This window comes from Paramicrobacterium humi (assembly GCF_900105715.1).
GTDB classification, from domain to species: domain Bacteria; phylum Actinomycetota; class Actinomycetes; order Actinomycetales; family Microbacteriaceae; genus Paramicrobacterium; species Paramicrobacterium humi.
Genome location: NZ_FNRY01000001.1, coordinates 719,422 through 735,938 on the forward strand (window position 1 = coordinate 719,422; position 16,517 = coordinate 735,938).

The following is a 16,517-nucleotide window of genomic DNA, read 5'->3' on the forward strand; positions in this document are numbered from 1 at the left end:
CGATCACCCCTTCGTCGCCCCGGCCGTGAGACCGGAGACGATGTACTTCTGCGCGAACAGGGCGATGACGATGATCGGCAGGGTCATGATGACGGCGGCCGCCATGATCGCTCCCCAGTCGATGCTCGCGTACGACACGAAGTCGAAGACCGCTACCGGGAGCGTCTTCGTGTGCGCGCCCGAGAGCACGAGGGCGAACATGAAGTTGTTCCACGAGAAGATGAACGACAGGATGCCGGCCGTCGCGATGCCCGGCACCGAGAGCGGGAGAAGGATTCGCAGGAACGCGCCGATGGGGGTGAGTCCGTCGACGAGCGACGCCTCCTCGAGCTCGAGCGGCATGGAGTCGAAGAACGACATCATGATGTACACGCTGATCGGAATCAGGATGAACATGTGCGAGATGACGAGCACGCCGTAGCCGCCGACCCAGCCGAGATTCGCGAACACGTAGTACCACGGCACGAGCAGGCTCACGCCGGGGATGATGCGCGCGAGCAGAACGAGGAGCGCAGACTTCTGCATGTTGAAGCGGCTCATCGAGTAGGCGGCGGGGACTCCGATGATGAGCGAGATTCCCGTCGACAGGAACGCGACGATGAAGCTGTTCCAGACGAAGTTCACGTAGTTGTCGTTGCCGAGCACGTGCTGGTAGTTGTCGATGATCGGGGTGAAGATGAACGCCTTCGATGTGTCGTGAAGGTCGACGTTCGTCTTGAACGAGGCGAGGACCATCCAGGCGAGAGGCACGAGGAACATGAGCACGACGAGCACGATCATGGTGCCGCGGAACCCCGAGTAGGCGCGCACCCGCGCGGGGTGCTTGCGACGTGCGACGTCTGCGGCGGCGCGCGTGGCCACGGTCTCGGTCATAGCTTCGCTCCCTTCCCTCGGAATGTGAGGAGCCACATGATGAGCAGGATCATGAGGAAGAAGATGATGAGAACCGCGGAGGCCGTTCCGAAGTCGTTGTACTGGAAGCTCAAGCCGTACACGTAGATGTTGAGCGTCTCGGCCTCATGGAACGACCCGCCGCCTTGGCCCTTCACGACGTAGAGCAGGTCGAAGGTCTTGAGCGCGTCGATCGAGCGCAGCAGGATCGCGACGAGAACGACGGGCCGCAGCAGCGGGAGCGTGACGAACCAGAAGCGCTGCCACGCGTTGGCGCCATCGATGCGCGCCGCCTCGTCGGGTTCGTCGGAGAGGGAGGTGAGCCCGGCGAGCAGGATTATCGCGATCATCGGGGTGAACTCCCAGATATCGACGAAGATCAGCGTCGGGAGCGTCGTGGCCGGTTCGGAGAACCAGGGTTGGGGCGGGATGCCGAACCAGGACAGGAACTGGTTCGCGAACCCGATGTTCGGCTCGAAGATCAGTCGCCACATCATCGCGATCGCGACGGGCGTCGCGACGAACGGGAGCAGGATCGCGACGCGCACCCAGCGCTGCGCCTTGAACGGCCGCCAGAGCAGAAGGGCGATGAGCATTCCCGCGACGAGTTCGACGGCGAGTGCGCCGAACGTGAAGACGCCCGTGCGCAGGACGGCGGGCCAGAATCTGTCGACGTCGCCGAGCACCTCGATGTAGTTCTCGATGCCGATGAAGTCGGCGGGACGCCGGACGGAGCCTTTGGCGTCGGTGAGGCTCAAATAGATGGTCCAGCCGATCGGGAATCCGATCAGGATGGCCGTGAAGATCATCGCCGGCGCCGCGAACAGCCACTTGCGGTGCGCGTTCACCCAGCGAGAGACCCGCTCTTTTGCGGGCAGGTCCGCCTGTGCGGTCAGAGACATGTCAGCTTCTCACTCGTGTCGTGTGGCCTCGGCCGGCACGGAGCCGCGGGAGCCGGGCCAAGTCGCCCGGCTCCCGCCGCACCCTCTACTTCTCGTCGTCCAGCAGCTGCTGGAACTTCTTGCTCGCCTCGTCGGCGGCGGAGTCGGAGTCGCCTCCCGTTATCGCCGTCACGATGGGCGCACCAACGATCTCACGAGCCTCGGCCACTCCGACGACGAGCGGCCGGTCGTTGCCGACACCGTTCTTGCCGTTCTCGGCGATGGCCTTCGCGAGCTCGTCAGGGAAGCTCGAAGTGCCTTCCGGGTCGTCCCAGACCGAAGTGCGCGCACTCGGCACGCCCGCCTTCTGGATCTCGAGTGTCATCTCGGGGCTCGTCGCCCACTTGATGAACTTCCACGCGTTGTCCTGGTTCTCCGACGCCGAGTTGATGCCAAGGGCCCACGCGGCAACGTTGTACGGCTTGGATCCGGCGGGTCCCTCGGGGAACGGAGCGAAGCCGACCTGGTCGCCGACCTTCGACTTGTCCGGGTTGTACACGTTCTCGTACAGGCTCGAGGCATCGACCCAGAATCCGGCGTTGCCCTGCGCGAAGATGGCCGCCGACTCGGGCCAGCTCATGTCGGTGCTGATCTGGTCAGGACCGTAGTCGTGCAGGAGCTTCCCGTAGAACGCGTACGCCTCCTTGGCGGCGTCGCTGTCGATGGCGGAGTTGCCATCGCCGTCGACCCAGTCCCCGCCGAAGCTGTACAGGAATCCGGAGAACTGCGTCACCGCGGCAGAGGCCTGGCTGCGTGCCACGATGCCGGCGACGCCCGGGTTCTGCTCCTTTATCGCCTTGGCGGCCGCCTCAAGCTCGTCCATGGTGCCGGGAACGTCGAGCCCCGCCTTCTCGAGCAGATCCTTGCGGTAGTAGAGCATCTCGTTCTCGGTGATCATCGGCACGCCGACGACCTCGTCCTCGTACGTCGTCAGGCCGACGGGGCCGGCCTGGAAGTCGCTCCAGTTCCAGTCCTTGTCGCTCTTCACCTTGTCGGTCAGGTCGGCGAAGTAGCCGTTCTGGCCGAAGAGCTTGCCCACCTGGAGAGGGCGGTACATCATGACGTCGACGTCGCTCGATCCGGCGTTGAGCTTGACCTTGTAGCTGTCGGCGAGCTGATCCTCGCTCAGCTGATTGACGACGACCTTGAGTCCGGACTCCTTCTCGAAGTCCTTGATCTTCTTCTTGACCACATCGGTCCAGACGTGGTTGGCGAGCGTCACGTTGAGGGTCTTCGACCCCTCGTCGCCGCCCCCGCCGCCGCTGCTGCAGGCGGCGAGTCCCGCCGTGAGCAGTGCCGCCACCGACAGGGCGGCGAGTCGCTTTATCGATCCATGCTTCATTGCGTTGACCTCCTGAGCTGTGCCTCGTTGCACCGTACGGGCACCAAAGCACCCTCCTTCGAGGGTATATAGAATAAGTAATACCTATCAACGACGTGACCAAATCGTGACCGCGACTCACGGGCACGGGCAACGGAGCCAGCATGCAGATAGATCTAGGCGGCAAGGTCGCCATCGTCACCGGAGCCGGCAGGGGCATCGGCCGGGAGATCACCCTCGCGCTCGCGAGGGAAGGCGTCATCACCGTCGCCCTCGACCTGAACTCGACGGACCTCGAGAACCTCTCACGCGAGGTCGAGGCCATCACGCCCGACGCCATGCACGCGGTGTGCGACGTTCGAGACGCCGACGGGATCCGCTCGATCGTTGACACGGCGAGCGAGAACCTCGGAGGGATCGACATCCTCGTCAACAATGCGGGCGTCGTCGGCGACGCCCTCGTCGACGAACTCGACGAGGGAACGTGGGATCTCATTCAGGACGTCAACGTCAAGGGCACCTTCCTGATGTGCCGCGCGGTGATCCCGCACATGAAGCGACGTGGTTCAGGGCGCATCATCAACGCGGCATCCTTCGCCGCGATATCGCCGCGCGTCGGGAGCATCGCGTACGCCACGTCGAAGGCCGCCGTCGCGCACTTCACCCGCGGGCTCGCGGGTGAAGTCGGGCCGTGGAACATCACCGTCAACGCGTATGCGCCGGGCATGATCCCGACGGCGATGAACCACTTCGCGGAGCTGCCCGACGACAAGAAGGCCGAGCTTCTCGACACGCTCACGCTTCGCCGCTGGGGCAGCGCCGCTGACATCGCGAACCTCATCTGCTTTCTCAGCTCCGATCAGGCCTCGTACATCACCGGCACCCTCATCGACGTGAGCGGAGGGAAGCTCGCGACCCAGATCCCGTCTGAGGCGTATGACCGATTCAACGCGTACGGCGAGGAGGGCGTCGATCCGGCATGAGCGATTCGCCAGCCGACCCTGGACCGCACGGGCTCGCGCCCGTCAGCTCGCGCTACGGCCTGCAGCGCGGCAACGGGCTGTATGACCGCGTCGTCGCGGACGTCGGAGGGCGCATCGTGTCGGGGGAACTCGCGCCGGGCACGACGATCTACGTCGACCAGGTCTGCGAGCAGCTCGGCATCTCGCGCTCGGTCGTGCGCGAGGCGATGCGCACACTGAGCGCGATGGGGCTCGTGGAGTCAAGACCGCAGCGCGGCACCCGCGTGCAGCCGCGTGAAGCGTGGGATCTGCTCAACCCCCGGATCGTCGAGTGGCGGGGCGAGGGACCGGAGTACCTGCAGCAGATGCTCGAGCTGCTCGAGCTCCGGCTGGGGGTGGAGCAGGCGGCAGCGCACTTCGCGGCCGAGCGCATGAGCGACCAGGCGCGCACCGAGATCGTCGCCGCGGGGCACCTCATGCAGCGCAGCTTCGAGCAGCAGGACGCGTACACCTTCTTTTGCGCCGACGCGGAGATCCACCGGCTCATGCTCGAGGGCAGCGGCAACGCCGTGATTGCGCAGTTCGCCGGGACGGTCACGACGGCGCTGCGCATTCGCGGCAGCCATGAGTCGCGCTCATACTCCGCCGCGCAGAGCCTTGACGCTCGTTCGGCGAATCGGCACCTTCAGCTGGCCGAGGCCCTTGCGGCGCACGACGCTGCGGCGGCGCAGAACGCGGTGTCCGCGATCATCTTCGCGACGCTCGCGGAGACCGAGCACATCCTCGCGGTGCGCCGGCAGGATCGCCCGCGAGCACGCTGATCACTTGCCGTAGGAGTGGCTGTTCACGGGCGAGACGACGAGTTCGTTGATGCAGACCTCTCGCGGCGAGTCGAGAACGAACCGCACGGCGCGTGCGACGTCATCCGGTGTCAGCATGCGGCTGCGCGCAGCGGCATCCGGAACCGTCGGCCGCTTGTCGACGAACTCCGTGTCGATGTCGCCCGGGCAGATGAGGCTCGCGCTGATGCCGTTCGCGCTCTCCTGGTCGTTGAGCGACTCGGTGAGCGGCCGCAGCGCGGTCTTGCTCGCCGAGTAGGCGACGCCGGCGCCGCGGCCGTAGGTCCAGCCGGCCCACGATGAGATGACCACGACGCGGCCGCCGCCGGCCTCCCGCATTCCGGGCAGGATGCCGCTGATGCCGCGCGCGACGGATGTGAGGTTGGTTTCGACCACCGCTTGGAACTCGGCGATCTCGAGCTGGTCCCAGTGGCGCTTCGCGACGTTGAGTCCCGCGCAGAACACGGCCTCGGTGATCGTGCCATGCTCACTGGCAATGCGCTCGAGCGCCGCGGCCGTCGACGCGGCGTCCGCCGCATCCATCGGCACGGCGACGGCGGTGCCGCCGCGTTCGCGCACGCTCGCGCACACCTCCTCGAGCACGGAGGCGCGGCGCCCGCTGAGCACGAGCGTTCGATCGGATGCCGCCAGCGCGAGCGCGCTCGATCGGCCGACCCCCGACGTGGCTCCGACGATCCAGGTGACGGTGCTGCTCATGCTCTCCTCCTCGTGGTGCTTGCGACAGTCGCCACCCTACTCGGGCTGCGCCGCCTGCCACGCGTCGAGGATGCGCCGGCTCGTGAACTCGCGCGCCGCGCCGTCGACCGGATCGACGAACCGCAGCGTCTTCGCGAGCAGCTGCAGCGGCGCCGAGAAGTCGTCGACGGCGACGTCGGTGACGACGGGGTAGAACGGGTCGCCGATGATCGGCAGCCCGAGCGCTGTCATGTGCAGGCGGATCTGGTGCGTCTTCCCCGTGTGCGGCACGGCGCGATAGAGCCCCCGATCACCGCGCTCGCCGATCAGCTCGATGCGCGTTTCGGCGTTCGGGGGCGCGCCTTCGATCTCGAATGCCTGCATGACGCCGCGCTGCTTGACGATATGGCTGCGCACCGTGGCCGGAAACGACAGCTCGCCCGGCGCGGCGGCGACGGCCTCGTACTCCTTCTCGAGCGTGCGCTGCTCGAACATCGACTGGTAGGCGCCGCGCCACTGCGGCTCCGTCGTGAGCAGCAGCACCCCCGCCGTGACCCGGTCGAGGCGGTGCGCCGGCACGAGGTGCGGCAGCCCGAGCGCTCGCCGGGCGCGCACGACGACGCTCTGCTGCACGTGCCGTCCACGAGGAATGGTGGAAAGGAAGTGCGGTTTGTCGATCACGACGATGCGCTCGTCGCGGTGCAGCACCTCGATCTCGAACGGCACCTCGACCTCGTCGGGCAGGTCGCGGTGGAACCAGACGAACGTGTGCGGTCGATACGGGGCGTCCACCGCGAACGGCGTCCCGCCGTCATCGACGAAGGCGCGTTCGTCCAACATCTCGTCGATGCGATCGGGCGCGAGTCGCGGCATCCGCTCGACGAGGTGATCGCGCATCGTCGCCCAGTGCCGCTCGCGCGGCGTGCGAATCCAGGCAGCGTCGAGCCCGTGGCGCTGCGGCAGGGGCGAACGAGGCACGCCTCGAGAGTACTCGTGCCGCTCGCGGCGAAGCTGAGCGCGTGCTAGCCTGTGGTCTGACCACAGAGGTCTGACCACAGGTTCGATGAGCGAGCGAAGAGGAAGCGCCGTGGCTGACGAGAAGCGCGCATGGCAGACGGTGCTCTCTCATGTCGAGGCGGCGCTGCTCGATGGAACGCTCGCTCCCGGCCAGCGGCTGCCGGGCGAGCGCGCGCTCGCGACCGAGCTCGGCGTCGGCCGTTCGAGCGTGCGCGAGGCGCTTCGCGTGCTCGAAGTGCTCGGCCTCGTGCGCACGGCCGCCGGATCAGGCCCCCACGCGGGAGCGATGATCGTCGCGACCCCGCGCGGCGGAATGTCGACGCTGCTTCGCCTCCAGGTCGCCGCAAGCGGATTCGCCAGGCGCGACGTCGTCGCCACGCGACTGCTGCTCGAGACCGCGGTCGCCGCCGAGCTCGCCCAGCAGGCGCAGCCCGATCTCGCGGCGGCCGACGAGATGCTCGGCGCCATGGCGGCATCCGATCTCGCCCCCGCCGAGTTCCTCGCTCTCGACGCCCAGTTTCACCTCGCTCTCGCCGAGGCGTCGGGCAACACCGTCGTCGCGGCGGTCATGGCCGGACTGCGCACGGCCATCGAATCGTACGTGCTCGAAGGCAGCGAAGGCATCGCCGACTGGCCAGCGACGGTCGAGCGGCTGCGTGCCGAGCACCGCCGCATCGTCGACGCCATCCGCGCCGCCGACCCCGTCGCCGCGCGAGAGCACATGCACGACCACATCACCGGGTACTACGCCCAGATCACCCCTTGAAAGGACGACAATGGTCACTCGACAGCTGCCGAAGCCCGCGGAGATCTTCGAGCTCATGCAGTTCAAGAAGCCCGATCTGAACGCCCGCCGACGCCGTCTCGACGCCGCGCTCACGATCGCGGACCTGCGAGCGATCGCGAAGCGCCGAACACCGCGGGCGGCATTCGACTACACCGAGGGGGCGGCGGAAGGCGAGATCTCGCTCGCCCGCGCCCGCCAGGCGTTCGAGGACGTCGAGTTCCACCCGTCGATCTTGCGGCCTGCGACCGACGTCGACACGTCGACGACGGTTCTCGGCGGTCCGAGCGCGCTGCCGTTCGGCATCGCCCCAACGGGCTTCACGCGCCTCATGCAGACGGAAGGCGAAGTCGCCGGAGCCGGCGCGGCAGGGGCCGCCGGCATCCCGTTCACCCTCTCCACTCTCGGCACGACGTCGATCGAGGGAGTGAAGGAGGCGAACCCGCACGGCCGAAACTGGTTCCAGCTGTACGTCATGCGCGACCGCGAGATCTCGTACGGTCTCACCCGCCGCGCCGCTGCCGCCGGCTTCGACACGCTGTTCTTCACCGTCGACACTCCGGTCGCGGGCGCGCGCCTGCGCGACAAGCGCAACGGATTCTCGATCCCGCCGCAGCTCACGCCGAAGACGATCCTCAACGCGATCCCGCGGCCGTGGTGGTGGATCGACTTCCTCACGACGCCGAAGCTCGAGTTCGCGTCGCTCACGACGACGGGCGGAACCGTCGGCGAGCTTCTCGACGCGGCGATGGACCCGACGATCAGCTTCGAAGACCTCGAGGTGATCCGCGGCATGTGGCCCGGAAAGATCGTGATCAAGGGCGTGCAGAACATCGAGGACTCGAAGAAGCTCGTCGACCTCGGCGTCGACGGCATCGTGCTCTCGAACCACGGCGGCCGTCAGCTCGACCGTGCACCGATTCCGTTCCACCTGCTGCCGCACGTCGTGCGCGAGGTCGGCCGCGATGCGACGGTCATGGTCGACACGGGCATCATGAACGGCGCCGACATCGTCGCGTCGATCGCGCTCGGCGCGAAGTTCACGCTCGTCGGTCGCGCCTACCTGTACGGCCTCATGGCCGGTGGCCGTCAGGGCGTCGACAGGATGATCGCGATTCTGCGCAGCGAGATCGAGCGCACGATGAAGCTGCTCGGCGTCTCCTCGCTCGAAGAGCTGACGCCGGCCCACGTGACGCAGCTCACGCGGCTGTCGCCGGTGACGAAGGATGCCGCTCTCGCCGCCGAGTCGGCGTCGGCGAGCGCCGCGGCCGAGAAGTAGGGGACGCCGCGCCGGACCGTGAGCGGCGGCGCGGCGTCGGACCGTGAGCGGCGGCGCGGCGTCGTCACACCGACTTCGCGGGGCCGCCGACGACGCGCTGCGCCTCGGCGAAATGCTCGACAGCGACGAGCACGGCGTAGCGCTCGGCTTCGAGCCCGCGCACGCTGCTGAAATCACGCCGGCCCCTGGTCGCCCAGTGCGCGAAGAAACCGAAGATGGCGCCCCAGATGGCCCCGATGACGAGCCCGAGAAGCAAGGCGCCGATCCAGGCTGGGCCGATGACGAAGAAGCCGAGAACGATGCCGATGAGCAGGCCGAACCAGGCGCCGCTTCCCGCGCCGAGCAGCGCCGCGCGCCCCTTCGTGAGTCGGCCGGTGACCTGCTCGACGATGCGCACGCCTTCGCCGACGATGCGCACGTGCTCGACGGGGAATCCGCCGTCGGAGAGCCGATCGACGAGCGCTTGCGCGCCGGCGTAGTCGCCGAATTCAGCGAGGACGTTCGACGGAACGGACGGCATGGGGTTCTGGCCGGAGAAGGATGGTGAAGACACAACTGCTCCTTTCGTCGTTTCGCCAGCACACCGCGTTGTCGGCGCGGAGTCAACCCCCTTCCCCACTCCGCCGACGGGAGCCGGAACCGGGCACAATGGTCGAGTGCTCTCTCTTCGTTCGTGGCGTCCGCAGGACGCGGCCACGTTGCACGATATCGCCGCCGCGACCCGTGACCTCGCCCTGCAGACCGCTGGGGCGCGGCTCACGACGATCGACGAGTGCGAGTCATTCATCGCGGAGCGACTGCCGTGCACGGCATCCGTCGTCAATCTCGCGATCGCGGAAGACGACGTGCCCGTCGGGAACGTCGGCCTGAGCAACATCGAATACAGTCACGGGACCGCGTGGGCGTATTACTGGCTCGCGGAGGGAGCACGCGGGCGTGGTCTCGCGACGCGGGCGCTCGCGAGCATCGCACAGTGGGCGTTCACCGAACAGGCGCTGCATCGCCTCGAACTCGGGCACCGCGTGAACAATCCGGCCTCGTGCGGCGTCGCGACGCGGGCCGGCTTCGCGACGGAAGGCGTCGAGCGCGAGAAGCTGCGTTACGGCACCGAGCGCTTCGACGTCGAGCGCCACGCCCGGCTCGCGACGGATGCCGCGCCGCAGATCGAACCCATCCGCGTCGAGGCGTGAGCGTGAAATGAGAGCTCTCTCATCCAGCTCTCACACGTGAGGCGCGAAACTCCGAGAGACTTGGCCTATGGCGCGGTGGGGCTTGATAGCAGCACCGGCGGGACTTCTGGTGGCCGCCGGTGTCTGGTGGGCCGCAGACGCGATGCTCGCTCAAGCGCCTCCGGAGCTGGGCGAGAGCATCGTTGTCACGCCGAGCGCGCCATCTCCCCGTCCCACCCCAAGCACCCCGCCGAGCTCGGCGCCTCCCGACGATGGCGCTCCCACCGCGCCGCCCGCTCCCCCGCCCGACGCGGGCGACGATGACGACGATTATGACGACGACGATGACGACGACTGAGCATCATCGCGGCGTGACCGCGCGCACCCGGATCCTCGCCTGGATCCTCCTGATCCTGACCCTTGCCGTCGTCACCATCGTTCTCGTGACTGGCAAGGCGCTGTTCTCCCGCGTGGACTCGCAGATCTCGGCCGAGCTCTCACACGAGGCCGAGAAGTTCGGCACATTCGCTCGCGGCGCGGACCCGAGCACGGGCCTCGAGTTCCGCTCGGCTCAGCAGCTGCTCACGAGCTACCTGACGCACAACCTGCCTGAGCAGAGCGAGACGTTCTTCAGCATCGTCGACGGGGTCGCCGATCGACGCAGCCGGGGCGCACCGCTCGCGCGCCTCGACCGCGATTCGGCTTTCGTCGCCGACGTCGGCCGTGCGGAAGAGCCGGTCTCCGGTCGCGTCGATACGGGTGCCGGTCCGGCCGAGTACGCCGTCATCCCGGTCACCGTCCCTGGATGCCGCGGCCGAAGCGTCCGAAGGCACGACGGGCTCCTTCGCGAAGGAGGCCGTGCGTCGTGCCGTGCTTCGCGCCGCGCGCGACGAGAGGAACGCGCAGGACCGCGATCTGGAGGCGGTGCTCGCGGAGATGACATCAGAGTCCGAACGGCTGACGCGTTCCCTGCTCGGCTCGGGCGAGCACGTTCCGGCGGAGGGCGGGATGTTCGAACCGGGCCTCGCGCCCCGCTTCTGAGCGCCTACCGCTCGACGCGCACGAGATGCCGAGTGATGAGGGCGGATGACTCGTCCAATGGGAGCTTGCCCGAGGCCACGCCGATCACGAGATCAAAACTCTCTTCGGTTGTGAACGTGAGCCTGAATCCGTTGATCCAGAGGAAGGTGCGCATGATCGTCCATGCGCTGCGCTTGTTTCCGTCGATGAGCGCGTGGCTGCGGGCCAACGACTCCAGCAGGGCCGCCGCTTTGTCGTTCAACCTGGGATATGCGTCCTCACCGAAGACCGACATCGAAGGGCGCACGACCGCCGATGCAAGCAGACCGAGATCGCGCACGTGAAAACCGAGCCGCTTGACGACCTGCAGCGCGTCTTCGATCTCCAGAAATTCAGTCACGCGTCCGCAAGCCGCTCGAGCAAGGCCGCGTCACGGTCGAGCACATCATCGATCGCCTCGTCCACGGCGATTCTTCGCGCATGACGCTGAACGACAAGCTCGGCGCCCTGCAGAAGGAGCGCGTGCTTCGAGACATGCTCAGCCGCTGCGAGCTGTTCGAGCTTGCGATCCAGCGCTTCTGGCAGTCTGACATTTATCGCCATACCAGAATGGTACCAACCGACGATCCAGGTCGCTAGGGCCGCTGAACGTCCGCCGCCCTCCGGAACCTCGCGGGAACGTTCCGGAGCCCCCAGAGGGTGACGCGCCACATAGCCTCGAACACGATGCCCGTCGTCATCTTCGACCGACCCTGCGTGCGCTCGATGAACGTTATCGGCACCTCGACGATGCGCAGTCCGGCGCGGTGAGCGTGCCACAGCATGTCGACCTGGAAGCCGTAGCCCTGGCTGTGCACGTCGTCTCGGCGGATCCGCCGCAGGGCGTCTGCCGTGAACACGCGGAATCCGCCGGTGACATCTCGGTACGGCAGCCCGAGCACGGTGCGCGCGTAGGCGCTGCCGCCGCGCGACAGCAGGCGGCGGTGCCAGGGCCAGTTCTCGATGCCGCCGCCCGGAAGCCAGCGCGAACCGAGAACGAGGTCGGCGCCGGCACGCGACGCTTCCAGCAGAGCGGGCAGCTGCTCGGGCTGGTGCGAGCCGTCGGCGTCCATCTCGACGAGCCGGTCGTAGTCGCGCTCGAGCCCCCACCGGAATGCGTCAGCGTAGGCGGCGCCGAGACCCTGCTTGCCGGGCCGGTGCAGCACGTGCACGCGCTCATCGGATGCCGCGAGCTCATCGGCGATCAGTCCCGTGCCGTCGGGGGACGCGTCGTCGACGATGAGAATATCGGCGTCGGGCACCGCCGTGTGCACGCGACGCACGATCGCCGCGAGATTGGCGCGCTCGTTGTAGGTGGGGATGAGAACGAGCGTCGCGGTCACGGCATCCCTTCTGCACCCCTCGCCCACACGATTCGCCAGGCGTGACTTCCAAGCCTACTTCCCGCGACTATGCGGCTTCGACGCGACCAGGAAGCCGATCTCAGCGCTCCGAGCCGGCCCCTCGGTACTCCCCGTCACCGCCGACGGCGTCGGGCATCTCGATGACCTGGGCGGCGTAGCAGAGGCCGGCGCCGAAGCCGAACTGCAGCGCGAGCTGGCCGCCGTGCGCCTGCCCTTCGCGAAGCAGGCGCTCGGTCGCGAGCGGGACCGACGCCCCCGACGTGTTGCCCGTGTCGACGACGTCGCGCGCGACGACGACGTCATCGCGCAACCCGAGCTTGCGCGCCATCGTCTCGACGATGCGCAGGTTGGCCTGGTGCGGGATGAAGACGTCGATGTCTTCGGCGCTCACGCCGGCCGCCTCGATGGCCCGGGCCGCCGCTTCGGGAACGACGGACGTCGCCCAGCGGAACACCGAGGGCCCTTCCTGCCGCACGGTCGGCCACGGGACGTTCTCTCCCGGCTCGGCGTGCTTGAAGTCGAGCCAGCTGCGCGTCATGCCGATCACGTCGGCCCGCGTGCCGTCCGAGCCCCAGATGGTCGGTCCGATGCGCGGTATATCGGAGGGGCCGAGAACCGCTGCGCCCGCGCCGTCGCCGATGATGAACGACAGGCTGCGGTCGGTGGGGTCGCGGAAGTCGGAGAGCTTCTCCGCGCCGATGACGAGGACGTGCCGCGCGAGTCCCGAGCGGATCATCGCGTCGGCCTGCCCGATGCCGTAGCAGTAGCCGGCGCAGCCGACGTTGATGTCGTAGGCGGCAGCGCCTGGCGAAGCGCCGAGGCCCGCGGCGACCGTCGGCGCGAGTCCCGGTGTCGCGTGCATGCGCGACACGGTCGAGAGGATGACGGCATCGATGTCGCCCGGCTCGACGCCGGAGGCTTCGACGGCGTAGCGGCCCGCCTGCTCGGCGAGGTGCTCGACGAGCACGTCCCGCGTGGCATAGCGGCGCGTGATGATGCCGGTGCGCCGTCGGATCCACTCGTCGGAGCTGTCGATCGGCCCGACGATGTCGTCGTTGGGCACGATCGTCTCGCCGCGTGCCCCGCCGACGCTCAGCAGCCGCGAGTACCCGCTCGCCTCAGAACTTCGCAACGCCACGGTTCCTCCTCAGACCGGCTGCGGACGTGTTGCTCCGAGCGTACTCCGCTGCCGCGGCCGGGCAACGGCAGGGCCTGCCCGGCCGCGATTCACGCGACGATCAGGAGCGCAGGTCCTCGAGCACGGCGGAGAGCTGGTCCACAGCCCAGTCGAGGTCTCCCTCGTCGATGACGAGCGGCGGAGCGAGGCGGATCGTGGAACCGTGCGTGTCCTTCGCAAGGACGCGGCGCTCGGCGAGCTTCTCGCACACGTGGCGGCCGGTTGCGAGCGCGGGGTCGATGTCGACGCCCGCCCACAGCCCGACCCGGCGGTAGGCGACGACGCCGCGGCCGACGAGCTGCGCGAGGCGGGCATCGAGGCGTTCGCCGAGCGTGCGGGCGCGCTCCTGGTAGACCCCGCTCTGCAGCATCCGCACCACTTCACGGCCGATCGCGACGGCGAGCGGGTTGCCGCCGAAGGTCGAGCCGTGCTCGCCCGGTCGCAGCACGCCGAGGATCTCGCTGTCGCCGACGACGGCGGACAGCGGGACGATGCCTCCGCCGAGCGCCTTGCCGAGGAGGTACAGGTCGGGGACGACGCCTTCGAGCTCGCAAGCGAAGGTCGAGCCTGTGCGGCCGAGGCCGGACTGGATCTCGTCCGCGATCATGAGCACGTTGTTCGCTGTGCACAGCTCCCGCACCTCGCGCAGGAACCCGTCGGGCGGGACGATGACTCCGGCTTCGCCCTGCACGGGCTCGAGCAGCACCGCGACAGTGTTCTCGTCGATCGCGGCCGCTATCGCCGCGGCGTCGCCAAACGGGACGGAGCGGAATCCGGGCGCGAACGGCCCGAAGTCGTCGTGCGCGGTCGGGTCGTCGGAGAAGCCGACGATCGTCGTCGTGCGCCCGTGAAAGTTGCCGTTCATCACGATGATGTTCGCCTGATCGGACGCGACGCCCTTCACCCGGTAACCCCACGCGCGAGCGACCTTGATGCCGGACTCGACGGCTTCGGCGCCCGTGTTCATCGGCAGGACCATGTCTTTGCCACACAGCGCAGCGAGCTCGGCCGCGAACGGCGCGAGCTGATCGTTCTCGAACGCGCGGCTCACGAGCGTGACGCGATCGAGCTGGTCATGAGCGACGGCGAGAAGCTCCGGGTTCGCGTGACCGAAGTTCACGGCGGAATAGGCGGCGAGGCAGTCGAGGTACCTGACGCCCTCGGCATCCGTCACCCACGCGCCCTCTCCGGAGGCGATGACGACCGGGAGCGGCTCGTAGTTATGGGCGAGGTGAGGGCTCACCTGCGCAGTTCGAGCGTGCAGCACTTGACACCTCCTCCGCCGAGCAGGAGCTCGGACAGGTCGACGCCGATGGGGTTGTAGCCGCGTTCCCGCAGCTGCGCCTCGAAGCCCGTCGCGCGCTTGGCGATGACGACGTTGTAGCCGTCGGAGATCGAGTTGAGGCCGAGAATGCGGGAGTCCTCTTCGCTCACGTGGATGGCGTTCGGGTAGCGCTCGTCGAGGATGGCGCGAGAGGCCTCGTCGAACGCGCCGGGCAGGTACGCGATGTTCGCGTCGGCGTCGCCGGTGAGCGGATCGAGCACCGAGATCGCCGTGTCGAGGTGGTAGAAGTTGGCGTTCGTCAGAGTGAGCGAGACGACCTCGCGCCCGAAGATCTCGGCGATCTCACGATGACTGTCGGGCGTCGAGCGGAATCCCGTGCCGGCGAGGATCGTGTCGCCGACGAGGAGGAAGTCGCCCTCGCCCTCGTTGACGCTCACAGGCTCGGCCACCTGGAAGCCGTTGTCGGCGAACCAGCGCATGAACGCGGGTGCCTCGGGCTGACGCTCGGGGTAGCGGAAGCTCGGGCCGTAGGCGACGCCGTCGATGATGAAGCCGCCGTTCGCGGTGTAGACCATGTCGGGCAGCCCGGGCAGCGGCTCGATGAGCTCGATGCTGTGGCCGAGGCCGATGTACGTCTCGTACAGGGTCTCCCATTGCGCGATCGCCCGGGCGGTGTCGGTCGGTTTGGCGGGTTCCATCCACGGGTTGATGCGGTACGAGACGGTGAAGTACTCGGGCCTGCACATCAGGTAGCTGCGCGGCTGCGGCGAGTGCTCGCGGCTCGGCGTGGAAATCGTGTGGGTGTTGGTCATGTCGTCTCCAGTTCGCACTCGGAACGGCGGACACTGTCCTCGAGGCCCGGACAAATGAATGCACTCGGGCACGCCTTCGCGTTCCAGTCTGGCACCGGAAGTACGCAGTTGCCTGTGACGGCACGCAGTTTTCGTGCACACTCGCCACGGTTGACGCAAGGATGCGCGGCTAAGCTGGCGAACATGGACAATATCGATCGCGGCATCATTGACGAACTGCGAAAGAACGCGCGAGCCGGCTACGGCGATATCGGGCAGGTCGTCGGCCTCTCGGCATCCGCCGTCAAGCGGCGCGTCGACAGGCTCGTCGCCGACGGCGTCATCCGCGGATTCACCGTGCAAGTGGACCCGGCCATCGACGGCCGCAGCACCGAGGCCTACGTTGAGCTGTTCTGCCGCGGCACTGTCGCGCCCGCCGAACTGCGGCGCATGATGAGCGGCGTGCCCGAGGTCGTGGGCGCGTGCACGGTGTCGGGAAGCGCCGACGCGATGGTGCACATCCGCGCTCGCAGCATCCCCGCGCTCGAGGATGCGCTCGAGCGCGTGCGCGTCGCGCCGAACGTCGACCACACGCGCTCGTCCATAGTGCTCTCACGGCTCATCGACAGGCCGATCGACTGAACACAAGAAAAGGAGGCGGGCCACAGAACGTGGCTCCGCCTCCATTGGTTCGCGCTCACTCTCCCCGTGCTCACCCGAAAGCACGGGCCCCCATGTCGTGCGCGAACGGTTGTGCCGCTGACTAGGCGCGGTTGCGCCCGGTCAGGGCCCGAATGATCCACGCGATGATCGCGAGGATCAGGAGAATGATTCCAATCCAGAGCAGGAACTTGACCGCTTCGACGAACCCTCCGATGAAGAGGAGAACGATGGCGATGATCGCGACGATTATCAGCAGAATGTTCATGACCCGAACATAGC

General features: G+C 67.7%; 22 protein-coding genes. 8 read left to right on the forward strand and 14 right to left on the reverse strand.

Annotation, left to right across the window (positions count from 1 at the left end):
• Positions 1-3: 3 nt before the first annotated feature.
• The 3 genes from BLV49_RS03605 to BLV49_RS03615 form a co-directional block, all read right to left on the reverse strand.
• Complete coding sequence (locus tag BLV49_RS03605; RefSeq protein ID WP_091179876.1) at positions 4-873, reverse strand: carbohydrate ABC transporter permease; 870 nt, start codon at positions 871-873, stop codon at positions 4-6.
• On the reverse strand, positions 870-1,793 hold the full coding sequence (locus tag BLV49_RS03610; protein ID WP_245723523.1) for a carbohydrate ABC transporter permease: 924 nt from the start codon (positions 1,791-1,793) through the stop codon (positions 870-872). The genes BLV49_RS03605 and BLV49_RS03610 overlap by 4 nt, the downstream gene beginning before the upstream one ends.
• Positions 1,794-1,878: 85 nt before the next feature.
• Positions 1,879-3,174: an ABC transporter substrate-binding protein gene (locus BLV49_RS03615; RefSeq protein WP_091179878.1), complete on the reverse strand. Its 1,296-nt coding sequence runs from the start codon at positions 3,172-3,174 to the stop codon at positions 1,879-1,881.
• 143 nt (positions 3,175-3,317) lie between these two features.
• Here BLV49_RS03615 and BLV49_RS03620 point away from each other — a divergent pair, with 143 nt between their 5' ends.
• Positions 3,318-4,136, forward strand: coding sequence for an SDR family NAD(P)-dependent oxidoreductase (locus BLV49_RS03620; RefSeq protein WP_091179880.1), 819 nt, complete (start codon positions 3,318-3,320; stop codon positions 4,134-4,136).
• Complete coding sequence (locus tag BLV49_RS03625) at positions 4,133-4,936, forward strand: FadR/GntR family transcriptional regulator (protein WP_091179882.1); 804 nt, start codon at positions 4,133-4,135, stop codon at positions 4,934-4,936. Before BLV49_RS03620 ends, BLV49_RS03625 begins: the two co-directional genes overlap by 4 nt.
• On the opposite strand, the gene BLV49_RS03630 is transcribed toward BLV49_RS03625, so the two are convergent.
• Both BLV49_RS03630 and BLV49_RS03635 read right to left on the reverse strand, forming a co-directional pair.
• Positions 4,937-5,671, reverse strand: coding sequence for an SDR family oxidoreductase (locus BLV49_RS03630; protein WP_091179884.1), 735 nt, complete (start codon positions 5,669-5,671; stop codon positions 4,937-4,939).
• A gap of 36 nt (positions 5,672-5,707) precedes the next feature.
• Complete coding sequence (locus tag BLV49_RS03635; protein ID WP_245723524.1) at positions 5,708-6,628, reverse strand: RluA family pseudouridine synthase; 921 nt, start codon at positions 6,626-6,628, stop codon at positions 5,708-5,710.
• Positions 6,629-6,737: 109 nt separating this feature from the next.
• Between BLV49_RS03635 and BLV49_RS03640 the strand changes: the two genes are divergently transcribed.
• Both BLV49_RS03640 and BLV49_RS03645 read left to right on the forward strand, forming a co-directional pair.
• Positions 6,738-7,433, forward strand: coding sequence for a FadR/GntR family transcriptional regulator (locus BLV49_RS03640; protein WP_281245306.1), 696 nt, complete (start codon positions 6,738-6,740; stop codon positions 7,431-7,433).
• A 10-nt stretch (positions 7,434-7,443) separates the two neighbouring features.
• Positions 7,444-8,730, forward strand: a complete 1,287-nt coding sequence (locus BLV49_RS03645) for an alpha-hydroxy acid oxidase (protein WP_091179889.1) — start codon at positions 7,444-7,446, stop codon at positions 8,728-8,730.
• Positions 8,731-8,794: 64 nt separating this feature from the next.
• Here the strand turns inward: BLV49_RS03645 and BLV49_RS03650 are convergent, their stop codons facing one another.
• Positions 8,795-9,283, reverse strand: a complete 489-nt coding sequence (locus tag BLV49_RS03650) for a general stress protein (RefSeq protein WP_176980705.1) — start codon at positions 9,281-9,283, stop codon at positions 8,795-8,797.
• Positions 9,284-9,386: 103 nt separating this feature from the next.
• On the opposite strand from BLV49_RS03650, the gene BLV49_RS03655 reads away from it, so the two are divergent.
• Both BLV49_RS03655 and BLV49_RS03660 read left to right on the forward strand, forming a co-directional pair.
• Positions 9,387-9,920, forward strand: a complete 534-nt coding sequence (locus BLV49_RS03655) for a GNAT family N-acetyltransferase (RefSeq protein WP_245723525.1) — start codon at positions 9,387-9,389, stop codon at positions 9,918-9,920.
• A gap of 67 nt (positions 9,921-9,987) precedes the next feature.
• Positions 9,988-10,257 (forward strand): hypothetical protein, encoded by a 270-nt coding sequence (locus BLV49_RS03660; RefSeq protein ID WP_176980706.1) that lies wholly within the window; start codon positions 9,988-9,990, stop codon positions 10,255-10,257.
• A 139-nt stretch (positions 10,258-10,396) separates the two neighbouring features.
• Here the strand turns inward: BLV49_RS03660 and BLV49_RS16810 are convergent, their stop codons facing one another.
• Entirely contained in the window at positions 10,397-10,732 is a 336-nt protein-coding gene (locus BLV49_RS16810; RefSeq protein ID WP_091179900.1) for a hypothetical protein, read from the reverse strand.
• 25 nt (positions 10,733-10,757) lie between these two features.
• Between BLV49_RS16810 and BLV49_RS16815 the strand changes: the two genes are divergently transcribed.
• Positions 10,758-10,940 (forward strand): hypothetical protein, encoded by a 183-nt coding sequence (locus BLV49_RS16815; RefSeq protein WP_091179903.1) that lies wholly within the window; start codon positions 10,758-10,760, stop codon positions 10,938-10,940.
• A 4-nt stretch (positions 10,941-10,944) separates the two neighbouring features.
• Here the strand turns inward: BLV49_RS16815 and BLV49_RS03675 are convergent, their stop codons facing one another.
• From BLV49_RS03675 to ddaH, 6 genes are all read right to left on the reverse strand, one after another.
• Positions 10,945-11,319, reverse strand: a complete 375-nt coding sequence (locus tag BLV49_RS03675; RefSeq protein WP_091179906.1) for a type II toxin-antitoxin system death-on-curing family toxin — start codon at positions 11,317-11,319, stop codon at positions 10,945-10,947.
• The gene (locus BLV49_RS03680) at positions 11,316-11,522 is read right to left on the reverse strand and encodes a ribbon-helix-helix protein, CopG family (RefSeq protein ID WP_245723526.1); all 207 of its coding nucleotides are present in this window, start codon (positions 11,520-11,522) and stop codon (positions 11,316-11,318) included. The genes BLV49_RS03675 and BLV49_RS03680 overlap by 4 nt, the downstream gene beginning before the upstream one ends.
• Before the next feature lie 32 nt (positions 11,523-11,554).
• A complete protein-coding gene (locus BLV49_RS03685) occupies positions 11,555-12,301 on the reverse strand; it encodes a polyprenol monophosphomannose synthase (RefSeq protein WP_091179910.1) in 747 nt (248 codons plus the stop codon).
• A 100-nt stretch (positions 12,302-12,401) separates the two neighbouring features.
• Positions 12,402-13,460 (reverse strand): beta-ketoacyl-ACP synthase 3, encoded by a 1,059-nt coding sequence (locus tag BLV49_RS03690; protein WP_091179913.1) that lies wholly within the window; start codon positions 13,458-13,460, stop codon positions 12,402-12,404.
• Between the two features lie 100 nt (positions 13,461-13,560).
• Positions 13,561-14,766 carry an ornithine--oxo-acid transaminase gene (rocD, locus tag BLV49_RS03695; protein WP_091179917.1) on the reverse strand — a complete coding sequence of 402 codons (1,206 nt, stop codon included), beginning with the start codon at positions 14,764-14,766 and terminating at the stop codon, positions 13,561-13,563.
• Positions 14,739-15,596: a dimethylargininase gene (gene ddaH / locus BLV49_RS03700; protein ID WP_091179920.1), complete on the reverse strand. Its 858-nt coding sequence runs from the start codon at positions 15,594-15,596 to the stop codon at positions 14,739-14,741. The genes rocD and ddaH overlap by 28 nt, the downstream gene beginning before the upstream one ends.
• A 183-nt stretch (positions 15,597-15,779) precedes the next feature.
• Between ddaH and BLV49_RS03705 the strand changes: the two genes are divergently transcribed.
• Complete coding sequence (locus BLV49_RS03705) at positions 15,780-16,217, forward strand: Lrp/AsnC family transcriptional regulator (RefSeq protein WP_091179922.1); 438 nt, start codon at positions 15,780-15,782, stop codon at positions 16,215-16,217.
• Positions 16,218-16,338: 121 nt separating this feature from the next.
• Here the strand turns inward: BLV49_RS03705 and BLV49_RS16820 are convergent, their stop codons facing one another.
• A complete protein-coding gene (locus tag BLV49_RS16820) occupies positions 16,339-16,503 on the reverse strand; it encodes a hypothetical protein (RefSeq protein WP_176980707.1) in 165 nt (54 codons plus the stop codon).
• Positions 16,504-16,517: the final 14 nt, after the last annotated feature.